Genomic DNA, 17,924 nt, shown 5'->3' with positions numbered 1-17,924 from the left:
ATTTTACTGGGTAAGAGGTGGCATTTATGGTGAAATCGCGGTCTACTCCGGATATGCTAATGCTGATGTGCACGTTGATTTTATTAACGATTGGCGTGGTAATGGTTTACAGTGCCAGCGCTGTGCTGGCATTTCATGAATTCGGTGACTGGTATTATTATTTAAAAAGGCAGCTCTTGTTCGCTGTTCTCGGTGTTGTGGCGATGCTGTTCACGATGAACGTTGATTATGCACTGTGGAAAAAGCATGCCCGTTTGATTCTGATCATTTGCTTTGTGATGCTGGCTGCGGTATTAATACCCGGTGTGGGTGTTGTTCGGGGAGGCGCGCGAAGCTGGCTGGGGATTGGCTCCTTTGGTATACAGCCTTCTGAGTTTATGAAAATGGGTATGATTTTATTCTTGTCCAAGCTGTTGACCGATCGGCAAAATAAGATTGCCTTGTTCACAGAAGGACTTTTGCCCCCACTGGGCTTGGTCGGACTGGCGTTTGGGCTTATTATGCTGCAGCCGGATCTTGGAACCGGAGTCGTGCTAATGGGTGCAGCTCTGCTTATTATTTATGCGTCAGGTGCCCGATTGCTGCATTTGTCCTACCTGGGCATGGCGGGACTGGTTGGCTTCATTGGACTTATAATTGCTGCTCCCTATCGCCTGCAGCGGATTACAGCATTTCTGGATCCGTGGGCAGATCCGCTTGGGGCAGGGTATCAGGCGATTCAATCGTTATATGCCATAGGGCCTGGAGGCTTTGTGGGATTGGGACTTGGTATGAGTAGGCAAAAATATAGTTACTTACCCGAGCCGCAGACTGATTTTATTTTCTCAATTATTGCCGAGGAGCTTGGTTTCATAGGTGGCGGTTGTGTGCTGATCCTGTTTTTGCTGCTTCTGTGGCGAGGAATGCGTACGGCAATTACGGCACCAGACATGTTTGGAAGCTTGCTTGCAACGGGCATCGTCGGAATGATTGCTGTCCAGGTGATCATCAACATTGGCGTAGTGATCGGGATGTTCCCGGTAACGGGTATTACCCTGCCGTTGATCAGCGCCGGAGGCTCATCCTTGACATTGATGCTGACCTCCATTGGTATCTTACTTAATATTTCCCGCTATGCGAGGTGAGTGAAAGCTATGAAGAAAATTGTATTCACCGGAGGCGGTTCAGCTGGCCATGTAACGCCCAATTTGGCTATTATCGCCAAGTTGAAGCTGCAGGGCTGGGATATTCAATATATCGGCTCGCAGCAGGGTATTGAGCGTGAAATTATCGGTCAAGAGGGAATACCTTTTCATCCGATTGCTTCCGGCAAGCTGCGCAGATATTTTGATTTCAAAAATATGAAGGACCCGTTTAACGTTATTCGGGGGATTGGCCAAGCTTACAGCCTTTTGCGAAAGCTGAAACCTGACGTTGTTTTCTCCAAAGGTGGATTCGTTTCTGTTCCTGTCATTTTGGCCAGTAAGCTCAACCGTATTCCTATTATTATTCATGAATCCGATATGACACCTGGCCTTGCCAACAAAATTTCGCTGCCCTTTGCTGATCAGGTATGTGTGACGTTTCCAGAGTCTCTCAAGCATATTAAAGGCAACAAAGCGATTTGTACGGGCTTACCGATTCGTGAGCATATTTTACAAGGCAATGTGATGAAGGGCCTGCAGCTGTGCGACTTTCATCAGCAAAAACCGATTCTTCTTGTCATGGGAGGCAGTCTGGGAGCGCAGAAAATAAATAATGTTGTTCGAGCTGCACTGGATGTGCTGCTTCAGAGCTATCAAATCGTTCATCTGTGCGGTAAAGGCCATGTGGATGAGGCTTTTCTGGGTAGAAGAGGCTACAAGCAATTTGAATATCTGAATGAGGATCTGCGAGATGTGCTCGCTATGACGAATTTAGTCGTATCCCGGGCAGGTGCTACCTCCATATTTGAATTTTTGGCCTTGGAAAAACCGATGCTGCTCATCCCGTTGACCAAACAAGCAAGTCGGGGAGATCAGATTTTAAATGCAGGCTCATTTCAAGCAAGGGGGTATGGAGAGGTTTTGTTCGAAGAGCAATTAACTGCGGATACTTTAATCCAGAGCGTTGAGCTTCTCCATGTAAATCAAGAGAAATATGTAGCAAAAGCTAAAGAAGCGAAGCACTTGAATGGAACCGACGCTATTATTAAACTCATCAAAAAGGCCGCCCATGCTGCAGATTGACAAAACGATCTGGGCATTTGTCACACTCTATCCGATCTTACATAAACTACACTATAACCGTGACAGACACTCGGTGAAGCGGCAAACAGCTAGCGCAAGCCTATATAAGGTTCAGAGGTGCTTACTGAATTGTTCTTGCGAATGCGGCAGCTAGCCGTTACCTGCGAAGCCCGGAGTTCTGTGAAGGAGGTTTTCCCATGCAACAGGTCATTTCGTTATTGCAAAGCGGTGCGTTCGGTAAATGTTTTTTGAACGAGCCCCTTGCCCCTCATACCACTTGGAAAATCGGAGGGCCAGCCGATATTCTGCTAATCCCTCGCACTCGTGAGCAGCTTATTGATGCCGTGAAGCTGATGCATGCCCATCAGCTTCCCTGGACCATTCTCGGGCGCGGCTCCAATGTACTCATTGCCGATAAAGGGATTCGCGGCGTTGTGATTAAGCTGGGTCCGGCTTTGGAGACCTTGCGATTTGAGGGTGAGACGGTTTATGCCGGAGCGGCTTATTCATTTATCAAGCTGTCCGTTATGGCTGGCAAGGAAGGTCTGACCGGGTTGGAGTTCGCTGGAGGCATTCCAGGGACAGTGGGAGGCGCCATCTATATGAACGCCGGAGCTCACGGATCTGATGTGTCACGCATACTTTTAAGAGCTGAAGTGCTGCTTTCGACAGGAGAGCTGGTTACCATGCAGAAGGATGATTTTGAATACACCTATCGACATTCACGCCTTCATCATCAGCCGGGTATTATCATTGAAGCCGTATTCGGACTGAAGACAGGGGATCGCAAGGAGATTGCGGAAGCGATGGCTTCTTACAAGGAACGTCGCCTACGTACACAACCGCTGCAGCTGGCATGTGCAGGTAGTGTGTTCCGCAATCCACCTGATCAATTCGCTGCGCGACTGATTGAAGAGGCAGGTCTCAAGGGATTCAGGATCGGTGGAGCCGAGGTTTCACCGCTGCATGCCAATTTCATTGTCAACACGGGGCAAGCGACAGCTCATGACGTGCTCGCCCTCATCGAACATGTTCAGCAGTGCGTCATGGCAGCTTATGGCGTAAAGCTGGTTACCGAGGTTCTGGTGGTGGGGGAGCGGTAAATCGGAGGTGGGACTTTGGAAAAGTTGGTTATCGAAGGTGGGAGACCTCTGTCGGGAGCCATCAAAATTCATGGTGCGAAAAATGCGGCGCTGCCCATATTAGCGGCAGGCATGATGGCAGAGGGAACGTTTAGCATTTTGAACGTACCCGATTTGTCAGACATCCAGGTTATGCTGAGCATTCTTCGCGCGCTGGGCTGTCGTACGGAGCATCAAGGTGATACGGTAACCGTAAATTCATCCACAGCACAATCCTATCACATCCCGGAAAGCCAGATGAGCCAGATGAGATCTTCGATTTTTTTGATGGGCCCTTTATTGGCACGATTTGGTCGTGTTCAAGTCTATCAGCCAGGCGGATGTGCCATAGGAGAAAGAAAAATAGATTTACACCTGCGAGGACTTGCCGCTTTGGGAGCAACGATTGAGGAAACTGGCGGGAATACTATCATTTGTACAGCAAAAGAGTTAATAGGCGCTGAGATCGCACTCGATTTTCCAAGTGTAGGCGCAACAGAAAACATTATGATGGCTGCAGCTATGGCCAAGGGCATGACGACTATTTCCAATGCCGCCAGAGAACCGGAGATTCAGGATCTGCAAAATTTCCTGAATGCCATGGGTGCCCGGATTATAGGTGCTGGAACCGACACGATCACGATTGAAGGGGTATCAGTGCTGACCCCATGTACTTATCGTATTATTCCTGACCGAATCGTAGCCGGAACCCTTATGATTGCTGCTGCTGTCACGCGGGGAAACATTACATTGGAGAATGTGTGCCCTGCTCATTTAACATCAGCCATCCACGTACTGAAGCGTGCAGGTGTTCAAATCACGATTAACGGTGATATAATGAATGTAAGCTGTCTTGCAAGATCCAAGTCGATAGAACGGATTATTACATCTCCCTACCCTGCATTTCCGACAGATCTGCAATCACAGATTATGGTGCTGCTTTCATTGGCAGATGGTTTAAGTATCCTCAAGGAAACCGTTTTTGAAGGAAGATTCAAGCATGTGGCTGAGCTGGCTCGCATGGGAGCTGATATTCGGGTAGATTGGAATTCAGCATTTATTCGGGGTGTGCCCAGACTATATGGAGCTACGGTAGAAGCTACCGACTTACGGGCTGGAGCAGCGCTTGTTATAGCAGGTCTGGCCGCTCATGGAACTACGATCATTGAACAAATTCATCATATTGATAGAGGCTACGATCGAATTGAGCATATGTTGAGCTCCTTGGGCGCCAACATTCTTAGAACAACACCTGTAGCAACGGAATAATTACTGTCTATGATTATTATGACCATTGCCGCTGAAATATCCCTATTCTGTTAGCAGAAAGGAGATGTTCGGCGGTTTACATAGTGAAAGCATGTCCGCTCATAGTTAGGCTTTCACATGCTTACGAAGTAGGCTTTCCATAGGAAAGCCCTCAGGAGGTTACCCTTTGCAAGCAGAAGAAAGATTACCTGTCATCAAGAAGCCTAAGGCTCGAAGCCGAGGCAGTAAAAAGCTGCTCGTTTTTTTATTCCTGTTCTTTATAACCTTGCTATGTGTCTTGTTTTTCCAATCTTCCCTGAGCAAAATAACCAAAATCGAAATCGAAGGACAGGAGCTTTTAGCTCCCGAAACTATTGGACAAGCCATTTCTGTTAAAAACGGCGATCACTTTTTCTCACAATCGTCTGCTACTATTGGTAAACAGGTCAGTGCTTTAAAGATGGTAGAGTCGGCAGAAGTGACAAAGCATTTTCCTGGACTGATTCATATACAGATTCATGAGTTTCCCAAGGTAGCCTATCAATTTGATTCAAACAATCAACCTCAGGCAATTTTGGCGGATGGCAGTGTGGTTAGCATTAGCACGCAAACGAACTTTGTTCTGGACAAGCCTATCCTCTCAGGTTGGTCCGATAATGATCCTCTGAAGCTCAAGCTCTGTCAGGTTATTGCCAGCATGGATCCATCTTATTTGGCGGATATTTCTGAAATCAAACCGGATCCGACAGTCTCGTATCCTGATCGTATCAAGATGTATACACGTTCCAAATTTGAAGTGATTACTGTCATCAGTTATTTACCGGACAAGCTCCAATATTTGGACTCTTACATTGCCAATCTAAAGGAAAATAAAATCAATACAGGCGTACTCAAGCTCCTCGAAGCTGATACTCATGCTCCGTTTGAAACGCCAACAGACGCTTCAAAGGCGGGTTCCAAAGCAGCAGCGGGAAAAGATACAAGTAAAACCGACAAAAAAATACAAACCAATACACCTGCTTCCAATGATTCAAAAAAAGATGCATCTAAAGATACACAAAAACGTCCTTAAAGCCAGCAAATAGGACTTAAGGGTAAGAAAATAAGAGAAAATGCTTCTATTCACTCTACTCATTCTGAAAGATTAATGATAGAATGATCTTTGTGGGTGTTTTTACACTTTATCAATCTAGCTAATGAAATTTTTTAAAAAAAGAGGGAAAATCCCAATCGTGTTGAATAAGTACAGAAGATTTCATTTCGTTAATTTACAATTAATTATCAAATCAAACTCAAAAAATGAAGCTCAAATCAATTTTAAGCCACAGGAGGTGCCAAGGGGTTGAGCAGCAATGACATCATTGTTAGTTTGGACATCGGTACATCCAAAGTTCGTGCTATTATTGGCGAAGTCGTTAACGGCGCCATTAATATAATAGGAGTTGGATCAGCCGACTCGGAAGGTATTCGCAAAGGAGCCATTGTCGATATTGACCAAACCGTTCAATCGATTCGTAATGCAATCGATCACGCAGAACGAATGGTAGGTATTCAAATATCAGAGGTTTACGTTGGGATCTCCGGGAGTCATATTTCTTTACAAACCAGTCACGGCGTTGTAGCCGTATCCAATGAAGATCGTGAAATTGGAGACGAGGATATCGAGCGTGTGATACAAGCAGCCAAAGTGATTCCTTTAGCTCCTGAACGGGAAATTATTGGCGTCGTACCTAATCAATATCTGGTTGATGGTCTAGATGAGATTCATGACCCACGCAGTATGATCGGTGTCCGTTTGGAAGTACAGGCTACCATCATAACTGGGGCGAAGACAGCTATACATAATTTACTTCGTGTAGTTGAAAAATCCGGAGTAAAGGTTTCCGGACTTATCCTGATGTCTTTGGCTGCAGGTCACCTGTCTTTATCCAGAGACGAAAAAGCAGTTGGTACCGTTTTGGTAGATATTGGAGCAGGACAAACGACGATTGCTATTTTTGAACAAAATAATTTGGTAGCTACATCGACCTTGCCGATCGGTGGCGAGTATATAACGAATGATATTTCCATAGGTTTGCGGACACAGGCTGATATTGCTGAAAAAATCAAACTAAAATTTGGTTGTGCTGTGATCGAAGATGCAGCAGCTGATCAAGTGTTTAAGGTAAATCGGATTGGAAGCAATGTGGACAAGGAATTTTCGCAAATAGACTTGGCCAATATCGTAGAGCCTCGAGTTCAAGAAATTTTTCATTTAATTGGTTTAGAGGTACAACGTCTTGGGTATATGGGATTACCAGGAGGTTATGTGCTGACAGGCGGAACACTTTCGATGCCGGGTATGCTGGCGATCGCTCAGGCTGAGCTAGCTACTTCCGTACGTATTGCCGTGCCTGATTTTATCGGCGTTCGTGATCCTTCTTACACTAGCGGCGTAGGAATCATACAATATGCCTGCAAATATTTGAGAACTACGAAACAATCGGCAGGCTCGGCTAAGAAATCCGTAACTAAAAAACCAGCTGCAGCTAGCAACAATGAGAACAAACCTTCAGTTATGGAGCGTTTCAAAAATTGGCTGAGCGAATTTATTTAGATGGGATTTCGAGCTAGTGAAGCTCAATGAGGAGGAAAATAACAGCTATGTTTGAATTTGATATGGACGCGGACCAGCTTGCAAAAATAAAAGTAATTGGTGTTGGCGGTGGAGGAAGTAATGCCGTTAACCGAATGATTGAAAACGGAGTCAGAGGTGTAGAGTTTATTACGGTAAACACCGATGCGCAAGCACTTCAATATTCCAAATCCGATCACAAGCTGCAAATCGGCGATAAGCTGACACGCGGTTTGGGGGCGGGGGCTAATCCGGATGTTGGTAAGAAAGCGGCTGAGGAGTCAAGAGAGCATGTAATGAACACACTTAAAGGCGCCGATATGGTATTCGTAACTGCGGGTATGGGCGGAGGAACAGGAACAGGTGCTGCACCCGTAATCGCCGAAATAGCCAAAGAATGCGGTGCGCTTACGGTAGGTGTAGTGACACGTCCTTTTACCTTTGAAGGCAGAAAGCGTGCAGCTCAGGCAGAGCAAGGAATTGCTGCACTTAAAGAAAAGGTAGATACCCTAATCGTTATCCCTAACGATCGATTGCTGGAAATTGTAGACAAAAAAACGCCGATGCTCGAAGCATTCCGTGAGGCTGACAATGTGCTGCGTCAGGGTGTTCAAGGGATTTCTGATTTGATTGCTGTACCGGGGCTGATCAATCTGGACTTTGCGGATGTCAAAACGATCATGACGGAACGTGGGTCTGCTTTGATGGGAATCGGTGTGGCAACTGGCGAAAATCGTGCGGCTGAAGCTGCCAAAAAGGCAATTCAAAGTCCATTGCTTGAAACATCGATTGAAGGTGCGCGTGGGGTTTTGATGAATATCACGGGTGGAGCGAATCTTTCCTTGTACGAGGTTAATGAAGCTGCAGATATTGTAGCCTCGGCTGCGGATTTGGAAGTCAATATGATTTTTGGTGCCGTGATTGACGAGAAGTACAAGGAAGAAATTATGGTAACAGTTATCGCGACAGGCTTTGAGCATAAAGCAACGGCACAGCCTCCTGCTCGTAAGCCTTCGGGAATGTCTTCGCAGGCATCCGAACCCGTTGATAACCGCGTCAACAATTTACGTCCATTTAGTTCCCAACCTTCAAATGATCAATTGGACATTCCAACTTTCTTGCGTAACCGTGGGAAAAACAATAATGATAAATAAGGTTATAAAGCAAAATGACTTCGAGCTGATCGAAGTCATTTTTTTATATCACGTCCCATTTGGCTCCGTTTAGGAGCTTTTCTTTTTTTCAGTAGCTTCAGCATGAATGACTCAAGCCAGTTCCATGGGAGCAGTACTTTACTGAACAGCAAGAAATGAACTCCTGTTCCCATTGCATAACGTAGTTTGGGACGACGGAATCTCGAAATCCGAGCAATGGCATCAGCAATATCTTGAGGATCTGCGCCATTATTGAGTGTGCTCTTGGAATAGTTCAGCACGGCTTCCAGTTGATCCTGATAGGGTGAGTGGGGAGACGTGTGGATCGAATCGAAGCCTTTTTTCCAAATGCTTGTTGGATATGCCCCAGGTTCAATAAGTACGACCTGAACGCCGAAGGGCTTCATTTCCAGACGGAGTGCTTCACTGAAGCCCTCAACGGCGAATTTGGAGGCAACATAAGGGGCATACCCTGGAAAACCGACCCGACCGCTCACACTGCTAATATTAAATATATGCCCACTTCGCTGTTGGCGCATATAGGGAAGTACGGTCTTGGTAACAGCCACTAAGCCGAAATAATTAATGTCCATTTGCTGCCGCCAAGCCTCGATAGGCACTTCTTCAATAAAACCTCCTATGGCCAAACCGGCATTGTTAACGAGAATATCGATTCGGCCATAGCGCTTCATAGTATCGATAATCACCTCTGATATTGTCCCATGGTCAGTTACATCAAGTTTTACACAGTCAATGTGCAGATTTACTTGGGCTGCTCTTGCTTGTTCCATTAGCTGGCTTTGGTTGCTCAGGTCCCGCATGGAAGCGATGACACGATAACCCTTTTTCGCCATGGTGATTGAGATTAAGAGACCAAATCCACTAGAAGCACCGGTTACAAGAACAACAGGCTCAGATGAGGGGAAAGTAGAGGGAGAGTCTGCAGTAGAGTGGATGGAGGCGTTCATAGGTCTTGACCTCTTTCTTTACAATTTATATTTTTTCATGATAGGGACACCAATTTTATTGAGTACATAGCCGAGCAGGGACCAGCCCCATCGGCGATAGCTGGGGAGATGCTGATCATAGATTGCCGTGTACTCAATGTCAGCAGCAGCGCCTCTGTTACGCTTAAACTGAGCCGCTCCAGAGCTTTCATGCAGTAAATAGCCATGCTCCAGAGCCAGACGGATAAGCACGGCTGAAAGCATTCTGTACAGTCCTGTAGCTTGGGGAAGCTGTGTGTCGTAGCCAAAGACAGGAGTCGTCATAATCCCCTCGCGATTAAAATAACCAAGCACTGCATCAATGCGTCCCGTCTCGATATGCCGTAGTGCATACAGGTTTAACAACCGTTCTTGTCTGGCCAAGTCTAGAAAACGTTCGTTAAACCAAGGGTTGCAGCGTGAATATTTATCCAGATAAAGTGCATTGTACAGCTCTTTCAGTCTGGGCATATCGGCTTTTTTTAGCTCATCCGGGCCAATCAATTCGTATCCATTTTTCTGGAGCAAGCTATAATCACGTTTGATGAGCCATCGTGCCTTGGAGGGTAAACCACCCGACTGATTGGTAGGCAGCAGATAGATTTGGCGGCTTGGGACCATTCGACAGCCCAGCGCTGCTAAAGATTCTAATTGTGAGGAAGTCGTTGTACGGTTCAGTGAACGCCAGGCTAGCGAGTGTGCCGGGAAACGTTTTGTTACATAATCGACAATAGCCTTAAGTTGAAGACTGGTCAAATCTTGATACAAATTAGTAGAAAGAAGCCAGTTGTTCATATGGACGATTTGATTAATTCGCCCTATTTTTAATCCTAAACCTATTGCATCCAAAAAGGCTGACAGAATCGTCTCGATAGCAGGCTGCTGCAGCAAGGTCAGCTCTTGCTTGGCATAGGTGACATAGTGAGTGTAAGGTGAGCACACATAGCAATTATCGTATTCCCTAACATTAACGGTAAATGGCATAACGATATTGTCTATAAGTAATATCCAAAGCTCGGTTGTTACATTTTCAACGAAAGCTGTGGATGATTGACTGAGTAAAGGAAGCAGATACCGCTTCGCATAGTTGCCTTGCTCGGTATCAGGCCATTGCAGCAGATGAATCGTTTCGTGATTATAGATTTGAATGACTGGATCCAATGGAGAATCTCCTTTCCACGCGGCGCAATTTTTTTGCTCCAGGCACTATGGCCTCGTAGGGAGTCATGAAGATGCTCGGTTTCCTGCAATGCATCCGTATGAATAAGGTTTCTAAAGCTAGAAGAACGGCGGCATGTATGGCATCTATTGTGGATGGAGTATCGGCTGTAAATTGCAGCGAAAGCTCAATTCGGTCGGGAGCAGACTGCACGATGCGATAGGCGTCAGCAGTGGGAGCAACACCCATAATTGCTCTAGTAATCAGATCGGGAAATACGGGAACAAGCTCCTGCTCCACCGCATGAGGCAAATAAAATAAATCGTCACAGCGGCCCTCTACAGCTTCGATGCCTGTCATAAGGGAACCGCACGGGCAAGGTCTTGAACGTTCAACCAGCAGATCGTTCAGCCTGTAACGGACGAGGGGCTGCGAGAATCGTGTGAAGTCGGTCAAGATCGGAACGAACCTACGTTCACCATCCATAGATTCTTTTTGAAAAGCAACGATATCTTCATTCAGATGAAGGGTTCCATGAGCGCAAGTAGCAGCCAAAAAACCTTCCGTACATTGATAAACCTGATGCACAGGCAGTTGAAAAACAGATTCGATATATTGTCGATCCAGCGGGTCTAGCACCTCGGCTACTGAAATCATTCGCTGCGGCTTGACTGCCAGCCTGCCCTGAAGGCAAGCATCAGCTAATAAACGAAGTACGGAGGGAGGTGCAATCCACAGATTGGGGAGATAACTGTTCAAGCGATGGATATGCTGCTGCATGGGCTCGATTAAATCAAAAAATTCAAAACGAAGCCTCGCCCCGCTGACGGACCCGTACAGGTTGCTATTGGCTCTCAGAAAAAAAGCGATGCGGTGTGAAGCAAGTAGGGAGCCTGGCAGAACCTTGGAGAGCACTCTTCCTGCCCAAGCGTACTGTTCCTGCGGACTAACAACAAATAGCCCCCGATTTCCAGAGGTTCCAGAGGATAAGCCGATTGTAATCCCATTCAGCTGTGGTGTAAAGTTTCTTGTGCTTTCTGCTTTCAGCGCCAAGGCAAAGGCTTCCTCCTTGCGGATGCCCACTGTGTTCAAGCTATCGAAATGATCCATCATGATTTGCTTGTCAATAATGGGAAACTCTCGCCACTTGGATAAAGTGAGGCCGTTCCACAACTCCTGATAAAAGGCTGATGACTCTAGAATAAGCTGTAAATGTGTATTTATTCTGGCTTCCTGCCATTCCTCAAAGGCATGGCGATTAGCCCATCTAAGCAAATAACGATCAAGGAAATAGTGCCAGAGGACAGTTGCTTTGCGATTCAGCATCCTTAACTTCTCTCCTTTGCTTGATTGTCATGTTGGATCCTCAGTGCAATGTGAGGGTACTATTTGTAGAGAAGGAAATTTTTGATTTAATTGGATTAACTTATTAAATGTAGTTAGGTAGTCTTGACGATTGGACATGATTAGTCCTGCTAATGGATGCGGCGGTAAATTGAAGCGGATGGCTTTACTGGACCACGCTGCATCAGCGCACAGGAAATAATCCTGTTGATTCGTAGATACCAGTAATCCGAACTGCCCTACAGCATGACCGGGAAGATCGACAGCGATCAAACTGCCATCTCCGAATAAATCGATGCCTGACGTAAACGGACTTTCTGGCGGGAGAGCGACGTGCATAGGCCAGAAAGAAGGGGCTGGTGTGCTTCCCTTTGATAAAGCGCTCATGGTCATTGAGCGGCTTGATGATACAGCAAAGGATGGATTAAAGGTGATCGCAATAGACCTCTCTTCAAAATCATCAGGAAGCAGTTTCGGTAAATAGCCAGCCCTTACGGCTGTCAACCCACGAAGCTTGCGAACCTGCTCATAGGCTTCTGCTGCATACATAAACTGGGCTCGAGGGAAATCGCGTAAGCCTGCAATATGATCACCATGAAAATGAGAAATAATAATGATAGCGACGTCTTGAGCATCATATCCGATCTGTTGAAGCTGACTAAGAGCACAATCTGCTTCATTGAAATATACAGGAGTCAGATAACGGTACAGGCTTGCTGGATAGGAGGATGTTTCTATCAGAAATCGTTCTGAATATCCTGTGTCAAATAGAATGAGGCCCATTGTCGGATGCTTGATACAAGCAAAGCCAGCGGGAAAGCGAACCGAACGAAAGGAACCCCCACGAATGGTCACCCATTCTCGATGTGTGCAGTAACCGGCACGTAAGAAGTGAATCTGGTGGATAGGAGACAGCTGAAAGGGTTTCAAATGGGTGTCCTCCAAGCCTCAGCAAATGCAAGCAAGCCTTCATCGACACTAACTTGTGGTGTATAACCCAGAATCTGACGTGCTGCGCTAATATCGAGCGTCTGACTCTTCCCCAGGATGCCGACACTGTAGCGGGTTAGCAAGGGTTCACGATTGCCGGGACGCAGATGTGCCGCCAGCTCCAGCATAATCGCCAATCCGTATGCAGCTCTGTAGGATACAGTCTTTGTTCGGAGTGGAACATCAAGCATAGCAAATAATCTCGGTATTAGGGTCGACAGTTGAACAGGCTTACCATTGGAGATATTGAATATGCGTCCCCATGCCAGGTCCGGGGCTTGAAGACAGAGCAGCAATGCATCGACGGCGTTATCAATATAAGTCAGATCCATCCATGCTTGACCCCCATCAATGATAGGAACTCCACGTGAAGAGTTGGCTCTAATGATACGCGGCAGTATGGAGCTGTCGCCCGGACCGAAGATAGCACGAGGACGGATGATCAAAGCCTGAAGTCCCGCTGAAATAGCCTGCAAAACCTCCAGTTCGGCCAGCCGTTTGGTAGCCGAGTAAGCGTTGGCAAATCGCTTCGGAAGCGGGTCAGCTTCTGCTATGTTCAAACGAACTGTAAAATTGAAATAGACGCTTGGTGTAGACACATGTACAAGCCGCTGCACCTTATGAACCCAGCAGCCTTTCAGGATATGTCGGGTACCTCCAACGTTTGTTTCATAGAAGTCGCGATAGGTTCCCCACGGAGAAGACAAGGCTCCACAATGGAAGACCACTTCCTGACCCAGGCATGCGTTGACAATGGTTTGCTCCTCGCGAAGATCCGCCTCTATGAATCTCGCACCTTTGGCTGCGAACTTGGCGCCTATCGCGGCGTTACGTCCAATAATGGTCACTTCCGAACCTGCGTCCAGCAGACGCTCAGCCAAACGACCTCCGAGAAATCCTGTTCCTCCTGTTACGAGTGCTTTCATGCTTCACCATTCCATTCAATATCATAAGTCATCGCTGCAGTGATGGATATCGCTTGCTTGCGGCTCAGCCGCCATGCGTCCAGCATTAGCGGAATTTGCTCCACGAAGGGCAGTGGGTCCCGGACTTGCCATATGACATCTCGTGCCAAGACAAACTGTTGCCACCAGTGACAGATGGCTGTCCAGGTTCGTTGCTTATTGAGTCCATAAGCCAGCATAGGTAGGGCCAGCATGGCAGCTTGATTAGTCTGCGGCTGCCTACATATCTGTTGGGATAAGTTTTCAGGATGGATAAGCGCTTCAACGAGTTTGTCCTCCGGACCAAACAAATGAACGCCACTTGTTGCCCGTGGATTGCATTCGATTGGATACAAGATACCATCTTCATAGGATTCTATAAAGTCAAAAGCGATTTGTCCACTGAAATGCTCTTTTTGTATGAAGGATTGCACCCAGTTCAAGGCATGTGAGTGCTGAAGCTGCTGGTAGTATACACAAGCCCCCTGGTTCGCCGTATATTCCACTTCATAAGCGGAGTGGGCAACTACGACACCCTCCCATGCCACACTATACGTGCAGAGCGGTCTCCCTTTTATATATCGTTGAATGATCCAGGGCTGAGCCGGTGTGGCTGTTATGCCATGGTTGGATTGTAGACGTTTGAGTCTGTCTGCAACCGAGCACTCTGGGCCGAACAACTGGACATTCGCACCAAAACGTGAGAAAACCGGCTTTAATACAAAGCCTGCTTCGAGCCAAGAGTGTTCTACATTACATACATTAGCCCATTCTTTTGTATTATGAAAAATTTGTGTTTGAGGTACTGCCAAGCCAAACGCCTCCGCACGCCGGATAAACTCCCATTTACTGTGAAGCCGTTTTAACTGCTCCAATGGCGCTGAAATGACCTTGCAAAGGCTTTGAAGCTTAGCAAGATCTCGTGCTATCCAAAAGATCTCTTCACAGGTAGGCAGGAGCACCTGAATGTTTCGCTGCCCAATAATTCGAGACAAAGCCGAAATATACGCTTCAGGCTCTTGATTGGGTTTGGGAACGAGAAAGCTTTGGTCAATGGCTTTGGATTTTCTGCAAAGATGATGAGGTACGCTTTCTGCAAGATCGACACGATGTCCAGCCTTGGCTAGTATCCTTGCTAATTCCAATGCAACGGGTGCACGTCCTCCGGTTAGCAGAATGTTCATTCCCGTATTAGTACTCAAGCACAATGCCTCCTATAGAAAGTCCGGCAGAAGTGCCAAGCAGCATTATGCGGTCACCCCTTAATATTTTGCCAAGGCGTATGGCTTCGTGAAGCCCGATAGGAATTGAAGCTGCGATAGTGTTCCCGAACGTTGGTGTGATGTATAGCAGCTTCTCCTCGGAAATATTTAATCGTTTGCGCAGCAATCTCATGGCCATGGCACTGCCTTGATGTGGAATAACCAAGCTTATATCGTCCATACGCAATTGTGCTTTATTGAGCAGCTGCTCGACAAAGCGGGGAAGCAGCTTGGAGGCCATTCTGAATAGGGCTTGACCGTTCATTTGGAACAAATAGTTATCTGCATTGGCAGTTGTATGCTGTTTGGCATGCTGCAAGCTGCCACCTGCTTTAATCTCGGACAGATGGGCCCCGGAGCTGTAGGTTTCCATGGCTGCGTGAAGTATAGCTGAGCTACCGGTTGACCGTTCAATCACGACGGCAGCGGCGCCATCCCCAAACAAGGAAGCACTTTCTTTATCGGTCCAATTAATTCCCTCCGACGCAATCTCTGTGGCTATCAACAGGACACGGCGGTATCTTCCCGCATCGATCAGGTAGGACATGGTGTCTAGTCCAGTAACAAAGCTAAGGCAGGTCGAATTGATATCAAAGCAGGGTACCCCCGAATGCTCCTGCTGCATGGCCTTTTGGATTAATACTGCTGTACAAGGTATCGGCTGCTGCATCGTCCCACTCGTACATACGATGCAATCAATATCTGCAAAGGTGAGTCCAGCGTTTGCGAGTGCTGCATATGCTGCACTCGCCCCCATTTCCGCTGCGGTCTCATCCTGAATGAAATGCCGGGTTCTGACATCTGATTTCCTGAGAACCCAACCAGAAGGAACCTGTAGTTTAAGATCCATGTCATCGCTAGTAATCAACTTTTTAGGCAAATAGATTCCGCTTCCAACGATCTTCACTTTACGTGGTTTCATGATGATTCTCCCTTCCGATGTCCATTTACCCTATATTGTAAAGAAATGCCGGAGAATGAAAAGTACTATATTCATCTAGTACCCAATTCGACATTGTTATAATGAATCCTTTTGAACAAAGCGAGTCATGGATCGCCGCCGTTGTAATACCGACAGTGTTAAACAAAAAAAGCCACATTATGGCTTCACCGTTAGACAGACTTTGGAAATAAACTTATATATACTTGTCTCTGTAGCCGCTTACGAGGAAAGGAAAATAACGATGATCGTTTATGTGGATCTTATTTTCCTGATGAATTTGGTCATTGATGGTTTGCTGCTGTATACGACGGCGCGAACGCGCAAAATTCCGATTGTTTGGTGGAGACTTGTGATCGGAGCAGGCATCGGGGCGATGTATGTCGTGTTTATGTTTGTTCCGGCATTATCTTTTATGTTTACTTTTGTTGTTAAACTGTGTTTTGCGTTAATCATGATTGTCATCAGCTTTGGTTTTGCAAGCCTTCAGCATTATTTGCGTAATTTGGGTGTCTTTTATCTGATTAACTTTGTCGCTGCCGGAGGTATTCTGGGGATCCATTATTTATGGGTAACCTCGAATGAAGTGCTGAACGGTATGGTGATCAGCCAGTCCGGAGGCTTGACGCACGAGCTGCAATTTGGTGTTACTTTCATTGCCATTGCCTTAATCGCGGTGATTGGATTCTACAAGAAGGTTTTTCAAAGTGCAAGGCAGCGAGAGGAGTTGACTTCTTTTTTTGCTCAGGTTCACATTGAGATCGGTGCGGTGCAGCTGCACTGCACAGGTTTGATTGATACCGGAAACCAGTTATATGATCCGTTGACCCGTACACCGGTTATGGTGTTGGAAGTCTCGCAATGTCAGGACTACATTTCTGAATCATGGATGAGGAAAATTCGTGATGCTGAGGTGGATCAAATGATAGCGGCGATCGGGACAGACGATGAGACCGACCCCTTCATATGGCAGGACCGGCTGCGGCTTGTACCTTATCGTGGGATTAATAAATCAACCCAGTTTATGCTGGCCATTAAGCCGGATCGAGTGATTATCAGTTATCAGGACAAGCAAAATGAATCGCACAAGGTGCTCATTGGACTGGATGGAGGCAAGCTCAGCTCTGATAATTCATACCAAGCTATCATACACCCGATGCTGATGCAGAGATAACCTACAACAAGCGTAAGGAGGATAAGGATCATGCTGTTAAAATGGAAGCTGCGTATGCAAATCAGCTACTACCGTCTGATGATGATGCTGAAGCTCAAAAGCGAGGAAATTTACTACATAGGAGGAAGCGAGGCCTTGCCGCCGCCGCTTACCCGTGAAGAGGAAGAATATTTGCTTGGCAAGCTGACGACAGGTGATTCGGCCATTCGAGCCATGCTGATTGAACGTAACCTGAGGCTGGTCGTGTACATTGCCCGCAAATTTGAGAACACCGGCATTAATATTGAGGATTTGGTCTCGATTGGGGCAATAGGGCTAATAAAAGCAGTAAATACTTTTGATCCCGAGAAAAAAATCAAGCTGGCCACTTACGCCTCACGTTGCATCGAGAACGAAATATTGATGTACCTGCGCCGGAATAACAAAATCCGCAGTGAAGTTTCTTTTGATGAGCCTTTAAACATCGATTGGGACGGCAATGAGCTGCTCTTGTCGGATGTCCTGGGTACCGAAAATGATACGATTTATCGCAATATAGAGGAGCAGGTCGACCGCAAGCTGCTGCACAAGGCATTGGATAAGCTCTCCGAACGTGAAAGAACGATTATGGAGCTGCGCTTCGGACTTCAGAATGGGGAAGAGAAGACACAAAAGGATGTGGCGGATATGCTGGGGATCTCCCAATCTTATATATCCCGTCTCGAGAAAAGAATTATTAAGCGTCTGCGCAAAGAGTTTAACAAAATGGTTTAGATTTCAAATCGATTATAGCAGCTCCGGG

16 protein-coding genes are annotated in these 17,924 nt (G+C 46.6%); 9 read left to right on the top strand and 7 right to left on the bottom strand.

Annotated features, from left to right (window positions below; genetic code table 11):
• Nucleotides 1-26: 26 nt before the first annotated feature.
• The 7 genes from spoVE (at nt 27) to ftsZ (ending at nt 8,344) form a co-directional block, all read left to right on the top strand.
• Nucleotides 27-1,124: a stage V sporulation protein E gene (gene spoVE / locus LRL21_RS00585; RefSeq protein WP_240413816.1), complete on the top strand. Its 1,098-nt coding sequence runs from the start codon at nt 27-29 to the stop codon at nt 1,122-1,124.
• Between the two features lie 9 nt (nt 1,125-1,133).
• A complete protein-coding gene (locus tag LRL21_RS00580) occupies nt 1,134-2,207 on the top strand; it encodes an undecaprenyldiphospho-muramoylpentapeptide beta-N-acetylglucosaminyltransferase (protein WP_240413815.1) in 1,074 nt (357 codons plus the stop codon).
• 197 nt (nt 2,208-2,404) lie between these two features.
• Entirely contained in the window at nt 2,405-3,310 is a 906-nt protein-coding gene (gene murB / locus LRL21_RS00575; protein ID WP_240413814.1) for a UDP-N-acetylmuramate dehydrogenase, read from the top strand.
• Between the two features lie 15 nt (nt 3,311-3,325).
• Nucleotides 3,326-4,597: a UDP-N-acetylglucosamine 1-carboxyvinyltransferase gene (gene murA / locus LRL21_RS00570; protein ID WP_240413813.1), complete on the top strand. Its 1,272-nt coding sequence runs from the start codon at nt 3,326-3,328 to the stop codon at nt 4,595-4,597.
• 166 nt (nt 4,598-4,763) lie between these two features.
• Nucleotides 4,764-5,648 (top strand): cell division protein FtsQ/DivIB, encoded by an 885-nt coding sequence (locus LRL21_RS00565; protein WP_240413812.1) that lies wholly within the window; start codon nt 4,764-4,766, stop codon nt 5,646-5,648.
• 270 nt (nt 5,649-5,918) lie between these two features.
• Nucleotides 5,919-7,172, top strand: a complete 1,254-nt coding sequence (ftsA, locus tag LRL21_RS00560; RefSeq protein WP_240413811.1) for a cell division protein FtsA — start codon at nt 5,919-5,921, stop codon at nt 7,170-7,172.
• A 47-nt stretch (nt 7,173-7,219) separates the two neighbouring features.
• Complete coding sequence (ftsZ, locus tag LRL21_RS00555; RefSeq protein WP_240413810.1) at nt 7,220-8,344, top strand: cell division protein FtsZ; 1,125 nt, start codon at nt 7,220-7,222, stop codon at nt 8,342-8,344.
• 35 nt (nt 8,345-8,379) lie between these two features.
• Here ftsZ and LRL21_RS00550 read toward each other — a convergent pair whose 3' ends face one another.
• The 7 genes from LRL21_RS00550 to LRL21_RS00520 are packed head-to-tail and all read right to left on the bottom strand — an operon-like array spanning nt 8,380 to nt 15,951.
• Entirely contained in the window at nt 8,380-9,312 is a 933-nt protein-coding gene (locus tag LRL21_RS00550) for an SDR family oxidoreductase (protein WP_275900523.1), read from the bottom strand.
• An 18-nt stretch (nt 9,313-9,330) separates the two neighbouring features.
• On the bottom strand, nt 9,331-10,491 hold the full coding sequence (locus tag LRL21_RS00545) for a GNAT family N-acetyltransferase (protein ID WP_240413808.1): 1,161 nt from the start codon (nt 10,489-10,491) through the stop codon (nt 9,331-9,333).
• The gene (locus LRL21_RS00540) at nt 10,466-11,815 is read right to left on the bottom strand and encodes a F390 synthetase-related protein (protein WP_240413807.1); all 1,350 of its coding nucleotides are present in this window, start codon (nt 11,813-11,815) and stop codon (nt 10,466-10,468) included. The genes LRL21_RS00545 and LRL21_RS00540 overlap by 26 nt, the downstream gene beginning before the upstream one ends.
• A gap of 27 nt (nt 11,816-11,842) precedes the next feature.
• Nucleotides 11,843-12,763, bottom strand: a complete 921-nt coding sequence (locus LRL21_RS00535; RefSeq protein ID WP_240413806.1) for an MBL fold metallo-hydrolase — start codon at nt 12,761-12,763, stop codon at nt 11,843-11,845.
• A complete protein-coding gene (locus LRL21_RS00530; protein WP_240413805.1) occupies nt 12,760-13,749 on the bottom strand; it encodes an NAD-dependent epimerase/dehydratase family protein in 990 nt (329 codons plus the stop codon). The genes LRL21_RS00535 and LRL21_RS00530 overlap by 4 nt, the downstream gene beginning before the upstream one ends.
• On the bottom strand, nt 13,746-14,969 hold the full coding sequence (locus LRL21_RS00525) for an ATP-grasp domain-containing protein (RefSeq protein ID WP_240413804.1): 1,224 nt from the start codon (nt 14,967-14,969) through the stop codon (nt 13,746-13,748). The genes LRL21_RS00530 and LRL21_RS00525 overlap by 4 nt, the downstream gene beginning before the upstream one ends.
• Nucleotides 14,959-15,951 (bottom strand): beta-ketoacyl-ACP synthase III, encoded by a 993-nt coding sequence (locus tag LRL21_RS00520; RefSeq protein WP_240413803.1) that lies wholly within the window; start codon nt 15,949-15,951, stop codon nt 14,959-14,961. The genes LRL21_RS00525 and LRL21_RS00520 overlap by 11 nt, the downstream gene beginning before the upstream one ends.
• A gap of 202 nt (nt 15,952-16,153) precedes the next feature.
• Between LRL21_RS00520 and spoIIGA the strand changes: the two genes are divergently transcribed.
• Nucleotides 16,154-17,143: a sigma-E processing peptidase SpoIIGA gene (spoIIGA, locus tag LRL21_RS00515; RefSeq protein ID WP_338044563.1), complete on the top strand. Its 990-nt coding sequence runs from the start codon at nt 16,154-16,156 to the stop codon at nt 17,141-17,143.
• Nucleotides 17,144-17,173: 30 nt separating this feature from the next.
• The gene (sigE, locus tag LRL21_RS00510) at nt 17,174-17,896 is read left to right on the top strand and encodes an RNA polymerase sporulation sigma factor SigE (RefSeq protein WP_076227446.1); all 723 of its coding nucleotides are present in this window, start codon (nt 17,174-17,176) and stop codon (nt 17,894-17,896) included.
• Nucleotides 17,897-17,924 lie beyond the last annotated feature (28 nt).

It is taken from the genome of Paenibacillus periandrae, assembly GCF_022458865.1.
GTDB classification, from domain to species: Bacteria; Bacillota; Bacilli; order Paenibacillales; family NBRC-103111; genus Paenibacillus_S; species Paenibacillus_S periandrae.
This window is presented reverse-complemented; position numbering and strand designations above follow the sequence as displayed.

Coding starts and splice junctions, on each gene's coding strand:
- spoVE (WP_240413816.1), top strand. CDS start 27: ATGGTGAAATCGCGGTCTACTCCGGATATGCTAATGCTGATGTGCACG.
- LRL21_RS00580 (WP_240413815.1), top strand. CDS start 1,134: ATGAAGAAAATTGTATTCACCGGAGGCGGTTCAGCTGGCCATGTAACG.
- murB (WP_240413814.1), top strand. CDS start 2,405: ATGCAACAGGTCATTTCGTTATTGCAAAGCGGTGCGTTCGGTAAATGT.
- ftsZ (WP_240413810.1), top strand. CDS start 7,220: ATGTTTGAATTTGATATGGACGCGGACCAGCTTGCAAAAATAAAAGTA.
- LRL21_RS00550 (WP_275900523.1), bottom strand. CDS start 9,312: ATGAACGCCTCCATCCACTCTACTGCAGACTCTCCCTCTACTTTCCCC.
- LRL21_RS00540 (WP_240413807.1), bottom strand. CDS start 11,815: ATGCTGAATCGCAAAGCAACTGTCCTCTGGCACTATTTCCTTGATCGT.
- LRL21_RS00530 (WP_240413805.1), bottom strand. CDS start 13,749: ATGAAAGCACTCGTAACAGGAGGAACAGGATTTCTCGGAGGTCGTTTG.
- LRL21_RS00520 (WP_240413803.1), bottom strand. CDS start 15,951: ATGAAACCACGTAAAGTGAAGATCGTTGGAAGCGGAATCTATTTGCCT.
- sigE (WP_076227446.1), top strand. CDS start 17,174: ATGCTGTTAAAATGGAAGCTGCGTATGCAAATCAGCTACTACCGTCTG.